At 71.1% G+C, this 21249-nt stretch carries 16 protein-coding genes; 13 read left to right on the forward strand and 3 right to left on the reverse strand.

Going from position 1 to position 21249, the window contains the following annotated elements; all coding sequences use genetic code 11:
* Positions 1 to 86 precede the first annotated feature (86 nt).
* The 3 genes from ACMATS_RS33180 to ACMATS_RS33190 all read left to right on the forward strand — a co-directional run bounded on the left by ACMATS_RS33180 (position 87) and on the right by ACMATS_RS33190 (position 2988).
* Positions 87 to 962, forward strand: a complete 876-nt coding sequence (locus ACMATS_RS33180) for an SGNH/GDSL hydrolase family protein (protein WP_414169997.1) — start codon at positions 87 to 89, stop codon at positions 960 to 962.
* A 149-nt stretch (positions 963 to 1111) separates the two neighbouring features.
* A complete protein-coding gene (locus ACMATS_RS33185; RefSeq protein ID WP_414169998.1) occupies positions 1112 to 1951 on the forward strand; it encodes an SDR family NAD(P)-dependent oxidoreductase in 840 nt (279 codons plus the stop codon).
* A 107-nt stretch (positions 1952 to 2058) separates the two neighbouring features.
* Positions 2059 to 2988: an NADP-dependent oxidoreductase gene (locus tag ACMATS_RS33190; RefSeq protein WP_414170840.1), complete on the forward strand. Its 930-nt coding sequence runs from the start codon at positions 2059 to 2061 to the stop codon at positions 2986 to 2988.
* A gap of 40 nt (positions 2989 to 3028) precedes the next feature.
* On the opposite strand, the gene ACMATS_RS33195 is transcribed toward ACMATS_RS33190, so the two are convergent.
* The 3 genes from ACMATS_RS33195 to ACMATS_RS33205 form a co-directional block, all read right to left on the reverse strand.
* On the reverse strand, positions 3029 to 3922 hold the full coding sequence (locus ACMATS_RS33195) for a DMT family transporter (RefSeq protein ID WP_414169999.1): 894 nt from the start codon (positions 3920 to 3922) through the stop codon (positions 3029 to 3031).
* 131 nt (positions 3923 to 4053) lie between these two features.
* Positions 4054 to 5310, reverse strand: a complete 1257-nt coding sequence (locus ACMATS_RS33200) for a hypothetical protein (RefSeq protein ID WP_414170000.1) — start codon at positions 5308 to 5310, stop codon at positions 4054 to 4056.
* A complete protein-coding gene (locus ACMATS_RS33205) occupies positions 5307 to 6353 on the reverse strand; it encodes a lysine-2,3-aminomutase-like protein (protein ID WP_390775678.1) in 1047 nt (348 codons plus the stop codon). Before ACMATS_RS33205 ends, ACMATS_RS33200 begins: the two co-directional genes overlap by 4 nt.
* A gap of 385 nt (positions 6354 to 6738) precedes the next feature.
* Here ACMATS_RS33205 and ACMATS_RS33210 point away from each other — a divergent pair, with 385 nt between their 5' ends.
* From ACMATS_RS33210 to ACMATS_RS33255, 10 genes are all read left to right on the forward strand, one after another.
* The gene (locus ACMATS_RS33210; RefSeq protein ID WP_414170001.1) at positions 6739 to 7452 is read left to right on the forward strand and encodes a gamma-glutamyl-gamma-aminobutyrate hydrolase family protein; all 714 of its coding nucleotides are present in this window, start codon (positions 6739 to 6741) and stop codon (positions 7450 to 7452) included.
* Entirely contained in the window at positions 7449 to 8138 is a 690-nt protein-coding gene (locus ACMATS_RS33215) for a GNAT family N-acetyltransferase (RefSeq protein ID WP_414170002.1), read from the forward strand. Before ACMATS_RS33210 ends, ACMATS_RS33215 begins: the two co-directional genes overlap by 4 nt.
* A 109-nt stretch (positions 8139 to 8247) precedes the next feature.
* Positions 8248 to 10050, forward strand: a complete 1803-nt coding sequence (locus ACMATS_RS33220) for an FAD-dependent oxidoreductase (RefSeq protein ID WP_414170003.1) — start codon at positions 8248 to 8250, stop codon at positions 10048 to 10050.
* 21 nt (positions 10051 to 10071) lie between these two features.
* Positions 10072 to 11574: a pyridoxal phosphate-dependent decarboxylase family protein gene (locus tag ACMATS_RS33225; RefSeq protein WP_414170004.1), complete on the forward strand. Its 1503-nt coding sequence runs from the start codon at positions 10072 to 10074 to the stop codon at positions 11572 to 11574.
* A gap of 1 nt (position 11575) precedes the next feature.
* The gene (locus tag ACMATS_RS33230) at positions 11576 to 13891 is read left to right on the forward strand and encodes a penicillin acylase family protein (protein ID WP_414170005.1); all 2316 of its coding nucleotides are present in this window, start codon (positions 11576 to 11578) and stop codon (positions 13889 to 13891) included.
* Between the two features lie 49 nt (positions 13892 to 13940).
* A complete protein-coding gene (locus ACMATS_RS33235) occupies positions 13941 to 14942 on the forward strand; it encodes a DMT family transporter (protein ID WP_414170006.1) in 1002 nt (333 codons plus the stop codon).
* 86 nt (positions 14943 to 15028) lie between these two features.
* The gene (locus ACMATS_RS33240; RefSeq protein ID WP_414170007.1) at positions 15029 to 15937 is read left to right on the forward strand and encodes an aminoglycoside phosphotransferase family protein; all 909 of its coding nucleotides are present in this window, start codon (positions 15029 to 15031) and stop codon (positions 15935 to 15937) included.
* A 132-nt stretch (positions 15938 to 16069) separates the two neighbouring features.
* Entirely contained in the window at positions 16070 to 16654 is a 585-nt protein-coding gene (locus tag ACMATS_RS33245; RefSeq protein WP_414170008.1) for a DinB family protein, read from the forward strand.
* Between the two features lie 747 nt (positions 16655 to 17401).
* The gene (locus ACMATS_RS33250; protein WP_390775669.1) at positions 17402 to 17758 is read left to right on the forward strand and encodes a DUF805 domain-containing protein; all 357 of its coding nucleotides are present in this window, start codon (positions 17402 to 17404) and stop codon (positions 17756 to 17758) included.
* Positions 17759 to 19004: 1246 nt separating this feature from the next.
* Positions 19005 to 21212, forward strand: a complete 2208-nt coding sequence (locus ACMATS_RS33255) for a hypothetical protein (protein WP_414170009.1) — start codon at positions 19005 to 19007, stop codon at positions 21210 to 21212.
* Positions 21213 to 21249 lie beyond the last annotated feature (37 nt).

The raw sequence follows: 21249 nt of genomic DNA on the forward strand, positions 1-21249 counted from the left end.
GCGGCGACGATACCGGCAACGTTACCGGCCGGTTTCGAAAAAGTTTCCCTCACCCCTCACCCCTCTGCCCTTTTACGGGAGGAACCGTGTCCAGAGCCGTCCCGACGACTGCCATCTGTGCTCTCCTCGCCGCATCCCTCGTCACCGTGGCCGCCCCCGCCCACGCCGAGTCGGCCGGTACGTACGTGGCCCTCGGCGACTCCTACGCCGCCGGTGCCGGAGTCCCCTCGCAGTCGGCGGGCCTGTGCATGCGCTCGTCCCGCAACTACGGCCACATGGTCGCGGAAACCCTCAAACGCGAGGCCGCCACGTCCTCGTACAAGGACGTGACCTGCGCCGCCGCGAAGGTGGACGCGCTCACCACCACGCAGACCGACGTCGGGATCCCCGTCAACGGTCCCCAACTCGACGCCGTCACACGGGACACGGGTCTGGTCACCCTCACCATCGGCGGCAACAACCTCGGCACCTCGGCCCTCGGCTTCGTCGACGTCGTGGCCACCTGTGCCGCCCTCTCCGTGACCAACCCGTTCGGCGCCCCGTGCCGCGACCACTACGGGGACACGCTCGACAAGCGCCTCGACGCCGCCGCCCCGCAACTCGCCGCCGCGCTGCAGCGGATCCACGCGAAGGCACCGCGGGCGAAGGTGCTGGTCGCCGGCTACCCGGCGGTGCTCCCCGACGACGCGAGGACGTGCCTGTTCAAGATGCCGGCCACGACCGGCGACCTCACCTACCTGCGCTCCGTCATCGGCAAGCTGAACGACATGGTCTCCACGACCGCCGTCGCCAACGGAGCCGCGTACGTCGACACGCTCAGCGCGACCAAGGGGCACGACGCCTGCTCCTCGGACCGCTGGATCGAGGGCATCCTGCCCACCAAGCCGGCCCTGTCGCTGCACCCCAACGCCACCGGTGAGCGGGTGATGGCCGAGGCGGTGCTGAAGGCGCTGCGCGGCTGAGGAAGGTGCCGAATGCGTGCCGCCCGGCCGGGCGGCACGCAATTCTCTTGATCTTCGGGCGAGGGCGGGGCACACTCATCACGGCGCAGCGAGACGAAACGTCTCGGTTCGTCAAAGACTGTCGTCCGTCCGGAGGGAGACCACTCCTCATGTCCCGTGTCTGGTTCATCACCGGCGCCACCCGCGGCCTCGGCCGCGCCTTCACGCAAGCCGCCCTCGACGCGGGTGACCGCGTCGTCGGCGCCGCCCGCAGCATCGAACTCCTCGACGACCTCGCCGCCGCACATCCCGGCCGGCTCGTCACGGTGCGCGTCGACGTCACCGACCGGGCCGCCGTCTTCGCGGCCGTCGAGCAGGCCGTCGCGGCGTTCGGCCGGCTCGACGTCGTCGTCAACAACGCGGGCAGCATTGCCGCAGGCGCCGTCGAGGAGTTCACGGAGGCCGAGGCGCGGGCCCACATGGACGTCAACTTCTTCGGCCCACTGTGGGTGAGCCAGGTCGTCCTGCCGCAACTGCGCGCCCAGGGGTCCGGCCACCTCGTCCAGATATCCAGCATCGGCGGCATTGCGGCCCAGGCGTCCTGCGGGTTGTACAACGCCGGCAAGTGGGCGCTGGAGGGGATGAGCGAGGCGCTGGCCATGGAGGCCGCGCGCTTCGGTGTCAGGACCACCATCGTCGAACCCGGCGGCTACTGGACCGACTTGTGGAACAACATGACCACCGCAGCACCCATGGAGGCCTACGAACCGATGCGCGCCGAGCTGGCGAAGCTGTACGCCGAGGGCTCGGTCGACAGCGAACCGCGGCTCGCCGCCGAGGCGTTGCTGAAGCTGGTGAACAGCGAGGAGCCGCCGCTCCGGCTGATCCTCGGCAGCGCCGTGTTCGACGGGGCGCTGGAGGCCTGCCGCGACCGGATCGCGACCTGGCGGAGCTGGGAGGAGGTCAGCCGCGCCGCCGAGTGCGCTGTGGTGCAGCCGTCAACTCCGTGACGGAGTACGGCAACAGCCCTTACTGTACAGGTGTACAGTAAGCGGCCCAGGCGCGGGCTCGAGGCGCGGAATCACCCTCTTCAAGGCATCGTGAACCCATGACCAAGATCAAGGCCATTGCTTTCGGCACCTACGGATCCGCCGATGTGCTGCACCCCGTCGAACTCGACCTGCCCGTCCCCGGGCCGGGTCAGGTGCGGATCGCCGTGCGCTCCGCCGGGGTCAACCCGATCGACCACAAGATCCGCAGCGGTGACATGGCCGGGTTCTTCCCGGTCGAGTTCCCCTGCGTCCCCGGCCGGGAGGCGTCCGGCGTGGTGGAGGCGGTGGGCGACGGCGTCACCGGGGTCCAGGCAGGGGACGCCGTGCTCGGTCCCACGGTCACGGGCGCGTACGCCGAGCGCGCCCTGGCGGACGCGAGCAAGCTGGCCGCCAAGCCCGTCTCGATGCCCTGGGAGGAGGCCGCCGGGCTGCCGGTCGCGGCCGAGACGGCCTGGCGGGCACTGGAGCCGCTGCAGCTCCGTGAGGGCGAGACCCTGCTGATCCACGGCGCGGCCGGGGGAGTGGGGACGATGGCCGTACAGTTCGCGCGCTCCCGCGACGTCCACGTCATCGGCACCGCGAGCGAGGCCAACCACGACTACCTGCGCGGTCTCGGCGCCCACCCGGTCACCTACGGCGAGGGCCTCGCCGACCGGGTCCGCGCACTGGCCCCCGACGGCGTGCACGCGGCCCTGGACGCGTCGGGCAAGGGCGATGCCGTCGCCGTCTCGGTCGAGCTGACGGGTGACCCCGACCGCGTCGTGACGATCGCCGACAGCGAGGGCGCCCTGCGCCACGGCGTCCGGTTCTCCTCCGGGTCCGAACCGGGCGCGTCCCGCACGGTGCCCGCCCTCACGGCGGCCCTCGGCCTCTTCGAGTCGGGCATCCTGCAGCTGCCGATCCACCACGTCTACCCGTTGTCGGAGGCGGCGGACGCGCAGCGGGAGAGCGAGCGGGGGCACCTGACCGGGAAGATCGTGCTGGCGGTGGTGTGAGGGGGGACGGTACGGGCGTACCGTTTCCCGGCGCCGAGCCTCATCCTCCTTCCACGTCCGAGTCCGTGAACAGGAAGATTCCCCCCAGGATCAGCATGGCCCCGAAGCACTGCCAGCGGTTGACGCTCTCGCCCAGCAACAGGGTCGCGGCCAGCAGGCCGAACAGCGGGATGATGTTGAGGACGACGCCCGCGGCCGACACCGAGACCCGGGTGATCGCATGGTTGAACAGCAGGAAGGCCGCCGCCAGGCCTCCGCCGCAGACGAACACGACCACGATCCAGTGCCCCGGCTCGGCCCCGGCGGTGGCGCCGCCGCTGCCCGCCGCCCACTGCCAGACCAGCAGCGGCAGGGTGAACAGGAAGCCGAAGGCGAACTGATAGGCCGTCACCACCAGGGGTTCCAGGTCCAGTACGGCGCGTCCCGCGACGATGGTTGCGGTGGCCGCGGCCAGGGAGCCGAGGAGCACCATCAGGTCCCCCGGCGTCAGCCCGAGGGTCGCGTGCGCGCCGCTGAGCAGGGCCACTCCGGCCGTGGCCAGCAGGACGCCGGTGATGCCCCGGACCGTGGGGAGGCGGCGGCCGACGATCGCCGCCAGTGCCACCACGAAGCAGGACTCGGTGCCGGAGAGCAGGGCGCCCTGGGTCGCCTCGATGTGCACCAGGCCCATGCTGATCGCGGCGTAGCCCAGCATGGGTTCGAGCAGTCCCAGCACGGCCAGCAGCCTCAACTGGGCCCGGTCGGGCCGCTGGTGCCCCTTGTTCAGCAGGGCCGCCCACAGCAGGGCGGTGGCGGCGGCCAGGGAGACGCCGAGGACGGTCATCACGGGGAGGCCGGACAGCGAGTACTTCTCGGCCGTGGTCCACACGCCCCAGAGGACCGAGGCGATGGTCAGCGGAAGAATGCCGCCGCGCTGGCGGGTGACGACGTTCATGCGGAGGCCGTTCTGGTCGGGGAGCGCCGGCGGTCGCGGTGCCTGCCGGGCAGCAATGATCACGGGGCGGCGGCCGGCGCGTCCATGGGCAATCCGGTCATGTGGCGGTGGGCGGAGGGAGGTTGGGCACGTCACCCGGAGTCGAGGCCGAGCAGCGCCTCCGTCTCCCGTTCGGCCGCGGCGACCGACTCGGCGTCCCGGCCCACCACCAGGTAGCGCCACTTCCCGTCGGTCTCCCGGGTGTCCGCCGTGAGAACGGCCCGGGCGGCGGCGGACGGGTCGGCCAGGCCCGCGGCCTCGATGCGGCGCAGCGCCTCGGCGAAGCCGGGGCCCGGCCCGCCGGGCCGGCTGTCCGCCCTCCAGTGCACGGGGGCGTCGCCGGGGCGCAGCCGGCGCGCCAGCTTCTCCAGGTACGTTCCGCCCGTGACCCGGACATTGGCCTCGGTGATCACGTAACCGCCGTCGTACGTGCCGCAGTCGACGTCGAAGATGCCGCGGTAGCCCCGCGCGTGCAGCCAGTTGCCGACGAGCACGGCGGCCTTGCGGAGTTCACCGTGCCAGGGGCCCTCGGCGGCGGGGGCCACCATGCCCGTCCACGCGTTGTTCACCGTCCGCTGGTCGCAGCTGTAGTACTCGCGGACGCCGGCGTCCTCGCAGAGCATCTCCATGCTCGGGGAGGCGGTGAGGGGCAGGTACTCCTCGAAGGTCCAGCCGCAGGCGGGGTCCGGACCGTTGCCGAGGACCTCCTGGATGCGCCGGGCCCGGGAGGCCGGTGCGCCGGCCTCGATCACCAGATTGCCGAAGCCGGTCGAGGACCGGTCGGTCTTGACGATCGCCGCCGGGCGGTCGGAGAGGAACGCGACGAGCTTCTCGACGAGTCGGTCCCGGGTGGCGGCGAAGCCGCCGTCCGCGACCGGCAGTCCCAGGGCGGCCACCGTCTCCCGGATGCCGCTCTTGGTGTTGACGCGCCGGACGGTGTCCAGGACGGAGTTGTCGGGGCAGGCGGAGTACGGATACAGCTGCACGCCGGTCCGGCGGGCGAACTCCAGCACCGGGCGGTCCAGGGCGAAGGGTTCCAGCACGGGCCGTCCGGTGAGGCGGCCGGTCGCGCCGAGTGCGTCGACGACGTCGAGGGCGTGGACGGTGGCGGTCTCCGGAGGGGCGACGACGTCGACCCGGTCCACGTCCAGGCCGAGGGTGCGCGCCACGTAGTCGCGGAAGTGCGGGGGACACGGGGCCAGCAGCACCACGCAGTCGCCCGGTTCGGCCTCCCACAGCATGCGGGGCGTGGGCAGCGCCATCGCCCGCAGGTAGCGGTCCGTGGGGTGCTCGGCCATGGTGTCGCTGTTGATGTTCGCGAGGATCGTGCGGCTCGGTCTCGTGCTCATCCGGCCTGTCCTCCCGCGGGCTTCGGGGGGTACACGTGCTCCTCGCCCCACGGATCGGTGACCCGGGTGGCATCGTCCGCCAGGTACACCGGGCCGATGGGCACCTTGCCGTGACCGCCGGGGATGTCCAGGACGTAGGTGGGCTGGCACATGCCGGACACTCTGCCGCGCAGGCGCCGCATCAGCTCCTGCCCCTCGCCGATCGTGGTCCTGAAGTGGCTGGTGCCCTTGGCCAGGTCGCCCTGGTGCAGGTAGTAGGGCTTGACGCGGTTCACGATCAGGGTGCGGAACAGCTCCTCCAGCGCCTCGGGGGTGTCGTTCACCCCCTTGAGCAGCACGGTCTGGCTGACGAGCGGGATGCCGGCGTCCACGAGCCGGCCGAGTGCCGCGCGGGCCTCGTCGCCGATCTCCTGGCTGTGGTTGGTGTGGACGACGACCCACACCGGCGTCGTGAGCCGGAGTGCCTCGACCAGGTCCGCCGTCACCCGGCGCGGGTCCACCACCGGTACCCGGGTGTGGAAGCGGATCACCTTCACGTGCTCGATCGCGTCGAGCGCCTCCAGCATGGGGCGCAGCTTGACGGGGGCGATGACGAGCGGGTCGCCGCCGGTGAAGACGACCTCCCACACTTCGGGGTGCGCCCGTATGTAGTCCAGGGCCGCTTCCAGGTGGGCGTCCCGGAGCATCTGATCGCCCGGGCCGACGACTTCGCGCCGGAAGCAGAAGCGGCAGTAGACGGGGCAGACGTGCACCGGCTTGAACAGCACCCGGTCCGGGTAGCGGTGGGTGATCCCCTTCACGGGGGTGAAGGGGTCGTCGCCGATGGGGTCGTCGCTCTCCTCCGATGTGACGATCAGTTCCCGGCCGGTGGGGACGAACTGTCTGCCCACCGGATCGTCCGTCTCGAAGATGCGGTCCTGCATCGCCGGCGTGATGCTCACGGCATAGCGCCGGGCGACGTCGGCGATCTCCGGAAGATCGGCTTCGTCGATCAGCTTGTTGGCCAGCAGATCTTTCGGCGTGCGGACGGATCGACCAGTCACGTGTCAGTACCTCTCCCGTCGGCGCCATTGCGCACGGGCAATGGCCGGCCTGTATGGATGGAGGGCGCAGAAAATCTCCGTCCCGGCCGGTGCAACGGAAATCCGGGGCGGGTGCGGGGCTGTCGTGGGGAACGGAGGAAACTCCTCCGGGACCGGCGGCGTTGTCGCATTCGGGTGCGGTGTGCAAGTGCCCTTGATCGCCGGACGCCGATAATGGTGAGGTCATCGCTTGTTCGTTGTCAATGCCCCGACAAAACAGCCGTGTTGAGGCGGCAACGTTCACGGTGGAGATCTTGCGCGATCCATGAACGGTCGGTTAGCGTGCCGTCCGGTCACATGGCGATACCCATTGCGTGCTCGATTTCGAGGAGTTGGGTATATGTGCATGAGGCCCCGCATCGGGGTTACGTCACGCTTTCGCGAAGCGATACAGAGCCACAGCATTCACCGGGGATATGTCGAGCAGGTGGCGCGCGCGGGCGGGCTGCCGGTGGTCGTGCCCTGTCTTGCCGAAGAACTCTGCGAACCGTATCTCTCCGTCGTCGACGGGTTACTGCTCACCGGGGGCGAGGACATCGACCCCGCGCACTGCACGGGCACCACCGGCCAGGCCGGATATGTCTACCAGCCGGGACGCGACCGATTCGAGATCCGGCTCGCCCGGTCGGCGCTCGACCGGGGGCTGCCGACCCTCGGCATCTGCCGCGGCGCCCAGATTCTCCACACCGCCACCGGAAATCCGCTGATACCCCATCTCCCGGACGTCAACGGCGGGCTCGTCGCGCACCGGACGTCGCTCACCGAGCCCTCCCGGCACGGAGTCACCCCCGTCGCGGGCAGCAAAGTCGCGGACGCCTACGGGGAGGGGCAGCTGAAGGTCACGTCCTACCACCACCAAGGGCTGGGCGAGCAGACACCGGGCGGCGTCCGGTGGCGGGTCACGGCCCGGTCCGACGACTCCTTCGCCGAGGCGATCGAGCGGGAGGGCGCGGCGTGGACCGTGGGTGTCCTGTGGCACCCCGAACTCCCCGTCGACGAAGGCGATTCCGGGCCCGATCCGCTGATCGCGGCCTTCGTCTCCGCGGCGGCCGGACCATGACCTTCGACGTCCGCCGGCTCGGCCCCGGGGACCTGGGGCTCCTGCTCGGCCTGCAGGAGCGGATCGCCGCCACCCTGCCCGAGCCGGGCATCTTCCAGACCAGCACACCCGAGTTCATCGCCTACTGCCTGGCCGACGGCGGTCTCTGCTACGGCGTGACGCACCACGGCGAGACGGTCGCTTACCGGTTCGTCTACTTTCCCCACGACCGCCCGTTCAACCTGGCGAAGGACAGCGCTCTGCCGCCGGACGAGCACGCGGCCGTCGGCCACTGGGACACCGTCGCGGTGCTGCCCGGCTGGCGCGGACACGGACTCGCCCGGCTCATGAACGTCCGCGCCCTGGCCGACGTGGCGGACACCGGCATCCGGCACCTGTTCGCCACCAGCTCGCCGCTCAACCCGCACGGAGTGCGCACCCTGTCGGAAGCCGGATTCCAGCCCATCGACCTGATACGGAAATTCGGAGGAAAGCTGCGCTTCCTGCTGTACCGGCCCAGCCCGCAGGGATGGCCCGCCGTGCCCGCCGGCACACCGGAGCGGACGGTCCCGTTCCCGGACACCGGTGCCCTGGAGGGGGCTTTCCGGGACGGATGGACCGGTGCCGGCCTCGTCCTCGACGGGCCGGGACCCGCACGGCTGCGCATGCACCGCCGACCCCCGCCGTTCGGCGCCGCGCAGCGCTGACGGCCGCCGCCGGGCCGGACGCCGGGCCACCGCACGCGCGCGTGCCGGGTGGGACGGCAGGAGCCTCCTCCTCGCAACGCCCCATACCAGAACAGGAATCTCAAGCGTGATGAAGATTCTGCTCACCATCGCGAACGCCGGTCTGGAGACCTCGGACTTCCTGCGGTCCGGCAACATCGTGTACGACCCCTCGCTGGACACCGCCCCCGACGAGAAGGTGACCGACGCCCTCGTCCTGCACGGAGCCACCGGCCTGATCACCTCGCGGCGCCCCGGCGCGGAGATGCTGCGACGCTGGTCGCAGGACGTCACGGGAGTCAAATGCCTCTCGTACGCGGCTGGTTGCGCCTACCCGCCCGCCGGAGCGGGCATCGTCGAGTTCCGGCACGACGGCAGCAGTCTGGAGGCGATCGCCACGGCTCTCGGCCGCTGCGAGCGGCACGTCGCGCTCGCCCGCCCGGTGCAGCAACTGCCCGCGCCGGACGGTGCGGGGAGCCGTGAGGTCGTGCTGATCGGCGCCGGCATCGTCAACCTGATCACCGCGGTCCGCCTCACGGAGGACGGCTTCCGGGTGACCGTGCTCGACAGGTCCCCCGCGCCCGGCACCGCCCCGTGGCGCGCGTACGGCTGCAGCCACGGCGGCGACGACGCGCGCATGTTCACGTTCACCGAGATGGACGACTACCACAATCAGGACTTCCACGGCGCCGTGCCGGACCTCTTCCGGCGGCCGGTCGAGCTGGGCGGCTGGCTGGCCCGCGACCCGCGGTCCCTCTCCGCCGAAGAGCGCTCCTGGATCGAGGAGTTCGAGCGGGTCCCGTCCTGGCTGGCCCGCACGTACAACGAGGACATCTTCTCCCTCAGCGCCGAGGCGGCGGGGGAGTGGGAGCACCTGCGCCGCCGCCGGCCCGAACTCTTCGAGGGCGTCGTCCTCGCCGACGGCATCCTGCGGGTGTACTCGGACCCGGACCACTTCGAGGCGGCACTGGCCCGGCACCGCGCCATCGGCGCCGTCCTGCGGGAGCAGACGGCCACGGAGCTGGCGCGCGACCACCCGGCACTGGCCCGCCCGGCGCGCGACGGGACCCTGGCCGGAGGTCTCCTCGTGCCGGGGTTCACCCTCAACGTGCACAAGTTCACCGGCCGGATCATCGACTGGCTCGAACACCGGGGCGTCCGGTTCCACTGGGACACCGAGGTGACGCGGGTACGGCGCGACGCCGCCGGCACGGTCACCGGATTCGACTGCCCCGTGCCGCTCCCCGGCACCGCGCACGTCGTCGCGTCACCGGGGGTGTACGGCCCGGAGCTGCTGCGGGGAACGCCGTGCGAGGGGAAGATCCACGGCGTCCTCGGCGGCTGGACACGGATCAGCAACCGGGCCGGGCGGCTCGGGAACTCGCTCAAGGTCGGGCGCCGCGGCCACGTGACCGAGGACGCCAACGTGACGGTGGGGCGGGACGCCGACGGCCAGGAGATCCTCATCGTGGGCTCCGGCTACGGGTACACCGGGGCCGCCACCGAGCCGGACGAGCGCGCACTCACCGCCATCCGGCTCGGCATCCTCGACACGATCGAACGGCTCTTCCCGGACCGCGCCGGACTCGGGGCGTCGTCCGCGGCCGGCGACAACTACGCGTTCAAGTACTGCATACGCCCCTGGACCGCGACCTCGCTCGGGCTCTACCACGCGGAAGTGACCTCCGGGGCGCGGCTGTTCGTCATCAACGGCGGTCACAACACCGGCGGGTTCGCCCAGGCCCCCGCCGTCGCCCGCGCCGTGCTGGCCTCGCTGAGCGGAGCGCCGCACCCGATGCATGCGCTCTACCATCCCGAGCGCTTCTCCGCCTTCATGACGGACAAGGAACCCCCGGTACCGGCCGTCCCGCTGCCCCTGGCCGCGGGCAACTGATGGTCGCGGGCAACTGACCACGTGCCTGGAGACGAGGACGACGACATGGACCGGCACCTGCACCTCACGGACCCTGCCCCGCTCGACCCCGACTGGGAGGAGTTCCGGGACCTCGGCAAACGCATCGTCGACGACATGGCCGATTACCTCTCGGGCCTCCGCGACCGGCCCGTCTGGCAGCCGGTCCCCGACACGGTGCGCGCCGCCCTCGGCACCGGCCTGCCGCACGCCGGTACCCCGATGGAGGAGGTGTACGAGGAGTTCCGGGCCACCGTCCTGCCGTTCCCCCGCGGGAACATCCACCCCCGCTTCTGGGGCTGGGCCAACGGGTCGGGCGTGCCCGTCGCCGCCTACGGAGATCTCCTCGCCTCCCTCGTCAACTGCACGCTCGGCTCGGGCGAGAACGCGGCGATGATGGTCGAACAACAGGTGATCTCCTGGCTCCAGGAGGCCCTGCACTGGCCCGCAGACGGTTCCGGGCTGCTGACGAGCGGTGCGTCCATGGGGCAGATCACCGCCCTGGCCGCCGCGCGTCAGGCGAAGGGACCGGCCGCGGACGTCCGGCGCGACGGAGCCGCCGCCGGCGGCACACAGCTCACCGTCTACGGATCCACGGAGACGCACCACTCGCTGGAGAAGGCGGTCGAACTGCTCGGCATCGGAAGCCGTTTCTTCCGGCAGATACCGGTGGACCGCTCCTGCCGTGTCGACGTCGCGGCGCTGCGGGCCGCGATCCGCGCGGACCGGGCCGCGGGGCTGCACCCCCTGTGCGTGGTCGGCAACGCGGGCACCGTCAACACCGGCGCCGTCGACCCGCTGGACGAACTGCTGGCGGTCGCCCGCGAGGAGGACCTCTGGTTCCACGTCGACGGCGCGTTCGGCGCCTTCGCCCAGCTCCTGCCGTCCCACCGCACGTTGCTGTCTGGACTGACCGAGGCCGACTCCCTCGTCTTCGACCTGCACAAGTGGCTGTACATGCCGTTCGACGTCAGCTGCGTCCTCACCCGGCGGGCCGGGACGCTGGAGGCCGCCTTCGCCTCCAGCGCGGACTACATCAGCAAGACGGCCGGCGGGCCCGCGTCCTACCCGCTGTCCTTCGCCGACCGCGGCATCGAACAGTCCCGGCGCTTCCGGGCGTTGAAGGTGTGGTTCGCCCTCAAGACCCACGGCATCGACGCCTTCGCCCGGGCCATCGAGGGCAACATCGCCCAGGCCGCCCACCTGGCGGAGCTCGTCGACGCCGACGACCGCCTGGAACTCGTCTCGCGCAGCGACCTCAACGTGGTGTGCTTCCGCTACGTCTGGCCGGGCGCCGCCCCCGAGGAGCTCGACCGCGTCAACCGGGCCGTCCTGACCCGGCTGCAGACCGAGGGCCTGGCCATGCCCTCGCACACGGTGCTCGACGGGAAGTTCGTGATCCGCGTGGCCGACAACAACCACCGCTCGACGCTGTCCGACTTCGACTTCCTCGTCCGGCAGGTGCTGTCGGCCGGCGCCGCGCTGGAACGAGAGGGGAAGGGGTGACATGACGCCCGACGAGGAGTACCCGGTCCCGGGCCTGGCGGAACCGGTGGAGATCCTGGTCGACGACCACGGCGTACCGCACCTGTACGCACGCTCCGAGGACGACCTGTTCCGCGCGCAGGGCTTCCAGGCCGCCCGGGACCGGCTGTTCCAGCTGGACCTGTGGCGCCGGCGCGGCCTCGGCCGGCTGTCCGAGGTCTTCGGGGAGCGGTTCGTGGCCCGGGACCGGGCGGCACGGCTCTTCCTCCACCGGGGCGACATGCACACCGAATGGTCGGCGTACGGCCCGGCGACCGAGCGCGTGGCCTGCGCGTTCACCGACGGCATCAACGCGTACGTGGAACTGTGCGAGCAGCGGCCCGAGCTGCTGCCCGCCGAGTTCCGGGAGCTCGGGTACCGGCCGGGGCGGTGGGCGCCGGAGGACATCGCCGTCATCCGCAGCCACGGCCTGTTCGGCAACGTCGAGCAGGAGGCGGCCCGCGCACGCACCCTGCGCGACTTCGGCCCGGCGGTGGAGGAACTGCGCCGCGTGCGCGAGCCGCGCCGGCACCTGAGCGTCCCCGAGGGGCTCGACCTGTCCCGGATCCCCGACGACGTCCTCGCCGACTACCGGCTGGCGACCGTACCCGTGAACTTCACCGACGACGGCCCGCCGCTCCCGCACACCCGGCCGGAGGGCAGCAACAACTGGGTGATCGGCCCGGAACGGACCGCCACCGGGCGGCCGTTGCTCGCCAACGACCCGCACCGCGCGATCACCGTGCCCTCCCTCCGCTACCTCGTCCACCTCTCGGCACCGGGCCTCGACGCCATCGGCGCCGGCGAACCCGTACTGCCGGGCCTGTCGATCGGGCACAACGGACACGTCGCCTTCGGGGTGACGATCTTCGCGATCGACCAGGAAGACCTCTACGTGTACGAGACCAACCCGGACGCGCCCGACGAGTACCGTTACGCCGGCCGCTGGGAGCCCATGCGGGTCGTCCGGGAGACGATCGACGTGGCGGGCCGGCCCCCGGTCGACGTGGAACTGCGCTTCACCCGGCACGGCCCGGTGATCCACACCGACGGGGAGCGGCACACCGCGTTCGCCGTCCGGGCCGCATGGCTGGAGCCCGGGGCGGCCCCGTACCTCGGCAGCCTCGCATGCCTCCGGGCGCGCACCGCCGACGCGTTCGTCGACGCGCTCGACCGCTGGGGAACCCCCGGAGAGAACGTCGTCTACGCGACACCGGACGGCACCATCGGCTGGCGCCCCGCCGGACTCGTCCCCGTACGGAGGGGATGGGACGGCACGCTCCCGGTCCCCGGCGACGGGCGGTACGAATGGTCCGGCTTCCTCGCCCCCGGCCGGCTGCCGTCCGTACGGAACCCCCCGGAGGGCTGGTTCGCCAGCGCCAACGAGATGAACCTGCCCGCCGACTTCCCGCACGACCGATGCCCTGTCGCCTTCGACTGGGACCACCGCTTCCGCCACGACCGCATCGCCGAGGTCCTGTGCGACGCGACGGCCGTGACCGTCGAGGACTGCCTGCGCCTGCAGAGCGACACGGTGAACCTCGCCGCGCGCCGGGTACTCGCTGTTCTGGACGGCTACCGGCCGGGATCCGAAGTCGCGGGAGCCGTAGCGTTGTTGCGCTCCTGGGGCGCCGACGAGACGGTCGGCTCCGCAGCGGCGGCGTTCTACCAGGTCTGGTCGCGCCGCCACCTGCGCCCGGCGCTGCTGCGCCACGCGCTGTCCGGGCTCGTGGCCCCGGACCTGGTGCCGGAGGCGATGCGCCGGTTGTCGGCCGACGAGGTCGTGGGCGTCGACGTCCGGACCGACATCGCGCTGTTGCACGCCCTGCGCGACGACCGCAGCACGCTGGACCCCCTGCTGACCCGCTCACTGCGGGACGCTCTGCGGGAGACGAGGGAACTGCTGGGGGACGACCCGGGCGGGTGGCGCTGGGGAGCCCTGCACCACGCTGCCCCGGCGCACCCGCTGGCCGGCCGACTCGGCCGGCACCCGGCGCGGCTGCCGCGCCGTGAACGCGGGGGCAGCGGGGACACGGTGATGAGCACGGGCTACGACCGGCACTTCGCCCAGGACGAGGGAGCGAGCTTCCGCATCGTGGTGGACGTCGGGGGCTGGGACGACTCGCGCGCCATGAACAGCCCCGGCCAGTCCGGGCGTCCGGGTGACGCACACTGGGATGATCTGTATCCGGACTGGAGCGAGAACCGGTCGTTCCCGCTCCACTACAGCAGGAAAGCAGTCGAGGCGCACACCCGCACCCGCATCGTCCTCACCCCGGTGGCGCAGGTGCACGGCTGACCTGCCCGCATGGATCATTGGGGAAATTGGGGAAGAGGTGCGTGCACACATGACCGTCATGGCGCCCCGCTCGCTCGCCGTGGGGCTGTCGTCGGCGCTCGCGGCAACGGCCCTGTGGGGCTTCACGTTTCTCGGGCCGGCCGCGGTCGCCCCGGTGAACGTCTATTACCTGGTGGTGGGCCGGTACACGGTATTCGGACTCATGTCCCTGACGGTCCTGTTCGTACGCCGCAGCGGTCTGCGCGCACTGGGCCTGCGCTCGTTCCTGACGGCCCTCCACCTGGGGGTCGTGGGCTACATCGGCTTCTACCTCCTGCTGTCGATGTCCTCCGCGATCGGCGGCGGAGTGCTCGCCTCGACACTGACCGGGCTGATCCCGCTGCTCGTCACCCTGGCGTCGAACGTGCTGGAGAAGGTGCTGGAGTGGCGCAGGCTGCTGCTCCCGGTCGCGATGATCTCCGCCGGGCTGCTCCTGGTGAACTCCGGCGCATCCGCCCTGCGGTCGGGCAGCGAACGCGACCTGCTGCTGGGTGCTGCGCTGGGCTTCGCCGCGAGTGTGGCCTGGTCCTACTTCGTCGTCGCGAACCGCATGGTCCTCAAGCGCGCGCGGTTCGCCGTGGACAACACCACATGGACGGCCTGCATCGGCCTGGGTGCCTTCGGCGGCGCGCTGTTCCTGGTACCCCTGGCCCACGCCGCGTCCGGTCCGTCCCCGTTCGCGGACGCAGGCACACTGTGGCCGTTCGTGCTCTGGTGCGTGACGCTGGCGGTGCTGGGCTCCTGGTGCGCGACATGGTTCTGGAACATCGCATCGAGGCTGTTGCCGGCCACGGTCATGGGCCCGGTCATCGGGATGGAGGCGGTGTTCGGCGCCGCATTCAACCTGGTGTGGGAGGGACGGGGGCCCACGTTCCACGAATTGTGGGGCGGCCTGCTGGTGGTCGTCGGTGTGCTGGTGGGCTCCTACCTGTTCAACAGGGCGGCGGTGCGGGGCGGCACGGGCGGGGCGGGGGCGGGACGGGCGGCTTCGCGGGAGGACGTGAGGCCGTGAAGGTCCGCGCCGAAGCCGTCGGAGGAACCGGTTTCGCGGGAAAAGCGATTGACGCCCCTCCGCCCCCGGCGGTCGACTGGCGCCCCATGAGCACAGGGCAGATGCAGATGCATCCCGGTACGCACCCCATCGACGACGACCTCGTACGGCGGCTCGTCGCCGGGCAGTTCCCGCAGTGGGCCGGGCTGGCGGTCGAGCGGGTTCCGTCCGGCGGGACGGTGAACGCCATGTACCGGCTGGGCGACCGCATGGTCGTCCGGCTGCCGTTGGTGGCGGGCGGGGCCGGGGACGTGGTGCTGGAGCGGGAGTGGCTGCCGCGTCTCGCGCCCCGGTTGCCCGCCGCCGTCCCCGAGGTGCTCGGGGCCGGCCGTCCCGCCGAGGGGTACCCATGGCCGTGGTCGGTGTACCGGTGGCTGGCGGGGGAGAACCCCGAGGCGGACACGCTGCGCGCGCCTGGGCAACTTGCCGTGGATCTGGCCGGGTTCGTGACGGCGATGCGGAGCATCACCCTGCCGGGCGCGCCGACGGCGCACCGCGGTGGGCCGGTCGCCTCGCTCGACGCGGGGACCCGGGCGGCGATCGAGGAACTGCGCAGGATCCCGCAGGAGGACGTCGACTGCGACGCCGTGACCGCCGTCTGGGAAGACGCGCTGCGGGCCCCGGACTGGGACGGGCCACCGGTGTGGCTGCACGCCGATCTCATGCCGGGCAACGTGCTGGTGGACGGCGACGGCAGGCTGACCTCCGTCATCGACTTCGGGTGCACGGGAGTGGGCGACCCGGCCTGCGACCTCTTCCCGGCGTGGAACCTGCTCCCCGCCAGGGCGCGTGAGGCCTTCCGCGAAGCGCTCGGCGTGGACGACGCGACGTGGCGGCGCGGCCGAGGGCGGACGCTCTCGCAGGCGCTGATCGCGCTGCCGTACTACCGGACGACGAACCCGACGATGGCGCGCACCGCCCGGCACGTCATCCGGGCGGTGCTGGGAGAGAGTTGAGGCGGCCGCTCGGGCTTCAGCGTCGGCCGCGCCAGCCGACGGCTTCGAGCTGGACACCGGAGGCGTCGGTGCAGGGAACGCAGGAGGACGGGATCTTGAGGCCACGAGCAGCCCATGGCAGGCTCATGCCGCATGATCGATGAATTCGCGAAGGACAACCTGCACGGGAGACTGCGGCGGGACCGCAAGGCGCTGCTCTGGAAACTCGACGGCTTGTCCGAATACGACGCCCGCCGGCCTTTGACAGCGACCGGGACCAATCTCCTCGGCCTGGTCAAACACGTGGCCACCGTCGAGGCCAGGTACTTTGGCGAGGTCTTCGACCGCCCTTCCCCGGAACCGCTGCCCCGATGGCAGGACTCCAACGGCAGCGATCTGTGGGTGACCGAGGACGAGACCCGCGATCAGATCATCGGGTTCTACCGGCGCACGTGGGAACACGCGGACGCGACGATCAACGAGCTTCCCCTCGACGCCCCCGGCCACGTGCCGTGGTGGCCGGAGTCTTATCCCAACACGAACCTGTTCGCCATCATGGTCCATGTCCTCGGCGAGTCCATCCGGCATGCCGGGCACGCCGATATCCTGCGCGAGGGCCTCGACGGCCGGACCGGGGTGCGCGCCGAATACGAGAAGCCGATCGACGAGGAAGCCCGCGCAGCCTACTGCGCGAAGATCGAGCAGGCCGCCAGGTCGGCCGCACCGATCAAGGCTTAGCGGGTTGTCTCACGTGACTTGATGTTCGTGCGGCATGGTGCCGGTCGTGGGTGCTGATCTGTCGAAGCGTCTCGTTCCTGATGAACTCCGGGAGCCGGCCGCCCCGTTGCCGCCGACGTTCGGCATGTCGCCCGCCACCGCGCATCGCCGCTTCACGGTAGGGACCGAGGCCGGCCTGTGGCGTCGGCTGCACCGGGCGATGCTGTACGAACTCGGGGCCAGGGGCGAGGTGGACCGGACCTCGGCGATCGTCGACGCGGCCTCCGCTCGTGCTCATCCGCGGCATGCTCGCCGTCCGGTCCCGCCGGGGACCACGGCGGCGCCGACCCGTCAAACTCCGCGCGGACAAGGCGCACTTCTCCGCTGAGCATCTGGCCTGGCTGCGCGAGTGCGGGCTCGTCATGCGCAGCGCGCGGCATGCGGAAGGTTCCCGACAGGGTCCTGCCCGCGAGGCTGGTGAGGCTGGCGCATTCCTGGTCGCTCGCGTTCTCGGGGAGCTTCCAGCCGATCTCCGACATGGCCTTCGAGCAGGCCATCGTCCGTTGTTGCGGGCCTTCGTCGAGGGCGTGCTTGATTCCGCTCGGGTTCACCGGGGTTTCTTGAACCGGCGAATTATGGCGCCGACGGGTGCTCCCATGCGCCCGGGATGCACGCTGGTACACGCCCCCGCCGACATGGTGTAGTTTTTACCTCGGCTTTACTTGTGGAAAACGGGTCCTCCGGGACCCGACGGCTTTGGGAGACCCAGTGCACTGGTTCGTGGATGTACTCAAGAAATACGCGGTGTTCAGCGGGCGTGCGCGCCGCCAGGAGTACTGGATGTTCACCCTGATCAGCATCGTCATCAGCATCGTGCTGGCCGTCGCCGACGCCGTGCTCGGCACGAACTCGATCATCGGGACCGTGTTCAGCCTGGCCATATTCCTTCCCACGCTCGCCGTCACCGTCCGGCGTCTGCACGACACCGATCGTTCGGGGTGGTGGGTGCTGTTCGGTCTGATTCCGATCGTGGGCTGGATCGTCCTGCTGGTGTTCATGTGCCTGGACACCGTCCCGCAGCACAACAAGTACGGCCTCAGCCCCAAGCAGCTTCCGACCTACTGAGCTGTCGATAGCCGGCAGGTCGACAAAGCAGGCCGACAAAGCAGGGCGGCATTGACAGGCGGATATCACCGCGCCAGTCGTTTCGGTGATGTGGATGGAGAAGTGCCTTTCGTAGGGCGTGCATACGTATAACGGCAACCACCGGCCCCCGCCACCTCCGGCGGGGGCCGGTGCGTCCAGGCGGCGGCGCTGCGCTCCCGGCGGCCCTCGGCGAAGGTGCGGACCGCGCGGTCGTGGCCGGGGGCGTGCGCGGCGGTGACGGCTCCGCGGTGGGGCGCGTCGGGCGAGGGAACGGCGCCGGCGCCGTGGGCCGCTGCGGGACCGGCACCCAGAACGGGAAGGGCCGTCAGAACGGCCAGGATGGCCAGGGGAGTTCGGCGTCTTCTCGCGTGGCTCCTCCAGGGGCCATGGGGGGGTGGGAGCGAGCGTCCATGCCGCGTGACATTGTGCTCATGACAAGTCCAAGTCTGCGTCTCAACCTCCATGCCCCCTGGCTTTCGGTCAAGAGCCGCCGCAGCAGAACTCAACCGCCCCTCGGAGTCGTCCGGTTCGCATGGGGCACGCGGAACCGACTTGACCGGTCCGGTCTCCGGACGGCCCCATTCGCCTGCCGGTAACGGCAGATGCCGGCCGCTCTCGTCACATGCGGTGTGCAACAGGCAAATCGGACGGCTCGCATCAGGCCGATCTCGGGGCGTCCGGATACGGGAAGGGCAGGTGCGACGGGGTTCCGGCAGAGATGGTCCAGAGGCGTTGTATACCAATGTCGACACAGGTCACCCGGGCGATGCCCGGGCATGCGAGCGAAGCCCGGACGGCAAAGAGCCGCGAGGGGTTACAGCGAAAACAGGACAGGAATTCATAAACGGCCCTGGGCACCTGCCCGGTGCGCCCCGCGTGGCCTCCGGGCATGGCGCACTATATGGCTGAGCGGTCGGGAGGCGGTCGAGCTTCCGGAACCGGGGCGCGGCCGTGCCCCGGCGCCGCATCGATGCCGCGCGGTCCCGGCTCCGCCCGCGCGGCCCGGATCCGGGCAATCGGCGTCCGCTTCCGTTTCAGGGCAGGAGCGGTCGCAGCCGGAATGGGGAGTCCGGCTGATGCGGGGCCGAATGGTGGGGATCATTCGCTTGATCATTCGCTGTGCGTGCGGCATCGGAGAACGAGCCCGGCGCCGCTCGCACTGGTCCTGGACGACAAGGCGGCGCGCACCCCATGCGTGGCCTGTGTCCCGGGGGGAGTTGACGTCATGGGAACAGGAAGAACGGCAAGAACGGGGAGCGGGCGCGGTGCGCGTCCGGTCGCGGCGGGGGCGGCGGCCGTTCTGCTGGGCATGGCCTTACCGGCCGGGACCGCGCACGCGGCCGACGGCGGCGCCGACGCCGCGCCGCGCATCGATCTGAAGGTGCTGGTGGTCGACGACGGCGGTCCCTCGGTGGAGGCCATCCGCAGCACGCTGGACGCCGCGGGGACCCCGTACACCACGGTCGATCTCACCGACCCCGCGCGGCAGAAGGTCGACGACGCCTTCCTCGCCGACACCGTGGACGGGCGGGCCCGGGCCAAGTACCAGGGCGTAGTGCTGCCCAACGACAACCCCTTCGGCGGGGGTTCGGCCGAGATGGCCGCGCTGGCCGACTACGAGAAACGATTCGGCATCCGCCAGGCCGACGCCTGCACCTACGCCCGTCCGGCCGTCGGCCTGAACGTTCCCGCCGACTCCGGTTACGCGGGCACCCTGGACGGGAAGACGGCCCAGGTCACCCCGGCGGGGGTCGCCGGTCCCTTCGGCTACCTCCGGAAAAACGTTCCGTTCGAGGACAACGACCCGAACGTCAGCGAGAGTTACGGATACATTTCCGCGCCGCTGGCCCAGCAGCCCGACGGCGCCGGCTACACCACCCTCCTCGACGCCGCCGTCCCCGGCGGCACCGGGCGCGGGTCGCTGATCGGCCAGTACGACCACGACGGGCGCAGCGAGCTGGTCGTCACCTTCGTCGCCAACCAGTACCAGTCGCAGTACCGGCTGGTGTCCCGGGGCATCGTGGAGTGGCTCACCCAGGGCGTCCACCTCGGCGCCTCCCGCAACTACTTCGGCGTGCACGTCGACGACGTCTTCGCCTCCGACGACCGCTGGGACACAAAGCTCAAGTGCACGCCCGGCGACGTCGACTGCCCCGGCAACCCCAGCCCCGAGCACCCGCCGCTGCGGATGACGGCCGCCGACGCGCAGTACGCAAAGCAGTGGTCGCAGAGCCACCGCCTCCCCCTCGACTTCGCCTTCAACGGCGTCGGCAGCGAGGAGTACCGCTCGGAGCACGGCGGCCTGCCCGACCCGCTGCTCCAGCAGCTCACCGCCGACCAGAAGTCCTTCCGGTGGATCAACCACACCTACACCCACGCCTTCCTGGGCTGTGAGCAGGACACCACCGTCGTGCCCTGGAAGTGCGCCACCGACGCCGCGGGCAGGACGCGGTGGGTCGGCGCAGCGAAGATCGGCGACGAGATCAATACCAACCGCGCCTGGGCCGCCCGCGAAGGCCTGGCCATCGACAACGACGAGCTCATCACTGGTGAGCACTCCGGTCTGAAGATGCTCCCGCAGCAGACCCAGGACAACCCCGAACTCGGGCCCGTTCTCGCCAGGTCCGGTGTCGCCTGGCTCGGCAGCGACACCTCGCGCGAACCCCGGCAGCGTCCCGTGGGCCCCGCCCTCACCGTGCCCCGCTATCCCATGAACGTCTTCTACAACGCGGGGACGGCGCAGGAGGAGACGGACGAATACAACTGGCTCTACACCAAGAAGTCCGACGGTGGCGGCGGGACCTGCGAGAACTCCAAGGTGACCACCTGCCTGCCCAAGCCGCTCGACGTGAGGACCGGGTTCGGCACGTACATCGCGCCGCTGGAGACCCGCATCGCCCTGAGCCACGTCCTCGCCAACGACCCGCGGCCGCACTTCATGCACCAGTCCAACCTCTCCGAGGAGCGGATCGGCTACAAGGTCCTGGAGAACGTCCTCTCCGACTACGCCGGGCTCTTCGCCGACAACACGCCGATCGTCAACCTCCGCATGCGGGACATCGGTACGGAGCTGAGCAAACGCGCCGCCTGGAACACCGCCCTCGCCGCGGGCAAGGTGACCGCCTACCGCATCGGCAACGCCGTCACCGTCACCGCACCCGCCGGGGTCCAGGCCCTCGCCACCCTGCCCGACGGCACCCTGCAGGGCGGCACCGCCTTCGGCACCGCCTACGCCGGCAGCCGCTCCGCCTGGGTCGCACCGGCCGCCGGTCGGAACCGGCTCGACTTCACCCTGCCCACCGGGACAACTCCCGCTCCCCACAAGGCCGGTGGCGCCGCAGCCACCGTGCCGGCACCGGCAGCCGCCCTGCCCGTGCCGCGCGGCGTGAGCCACCCGGTGCCCTACGGACCCGCTGCAACCGCCCGGCGCTGACCCGGCGTCCGTACCTCCGTGCAGATTCCGCCTATGT

The organism is Streptoverticillium reticulum (assembly GCF_047456005.1).
In the GTDB taxonomy this organism is placed as follows: Bacteria; Actinomycetota; Actinomycetes; order Streptomycetales; family Streptomycetaceae; genus Streptomyces; species Streptomyces reticulum.

Coding starts and splice junctions, on each gene's coding strand:
- ACMATS_RS33185 (WP_414169998.1), top strand. CDS start 1,112: ATGTCCCGTGTCTGGTTCATCACCGGCGCCACCCGCGGCCTCGGCCGC.
- ACMATS_RS33195 (WP_414169999.1), bottom strand. CDS start 3,922: ATGAACGTCGTCACCCGCCAGCGCGGCGGCATTCTTCCGCTGACCATC.
- ACMATS_RS33200 (WP_414170000.1), bottom strand. CDS start 5,310: ATGAGCACGAGACCGAGCCGCACGATCCTCGCGAACATCAACAGCGAC.
- ACMATS_RS33210 (WP_414170001.1), top strand. CDS start 6,739: ATGAGGCCCCGCATCGGGGTTACGTCACGCTTTCGCGAAGCGATACAG.
- ACMATS_RS33215 (WP_414170002.1), top strand. CDS start 7,449: ATGACCTTCGACGTCCGCCGGCTCGGCCCCGGGGACCTGGGGCTCCTG.
- ACMATS_RS33220 (WP_414170003.1), top strand. CDS start 8,248: ATGAAGATTCTGCTCACCATCGCGAACGCCGGTCTGGAGACCTCGGAC.
- ACMATS_RS33230 (WP_414170005.1), top strand. CDS start 11,576: ATGACGCCCGACGAGGAGTACCCGGTCCCGGGCCTGGCGGAACCGGTG.
- ACMATS_RS33235 (WP_414170006.1), top strand. CDS start 13,941: ATGACCGTCATGGCGCCCCGCTCGCTCGCCGTGGGGCTGTCGTCGGCG.
- ACMATS_RS33240 (WP_414170007.1), top strand. CDS start 15,029: ATGAGCACAGGGCAGATGCAGATGCATCCCGGTACGCACCCCATCGAC.
- ACMATS_RS33245 (WP_414170008.1), top strand. CDS start 16,070: ATGATCGATGAATTCGCGAAGGACAACCTGCACGGGAGACTGCGGCGG.
- ACMATS_RS33255 (WP_414170009.1), top strand. CDS start 19,005: ATGGGAACAGGAAGAACGGCAAGAACGGGGAGCGGGCGCGGTGCGCGT.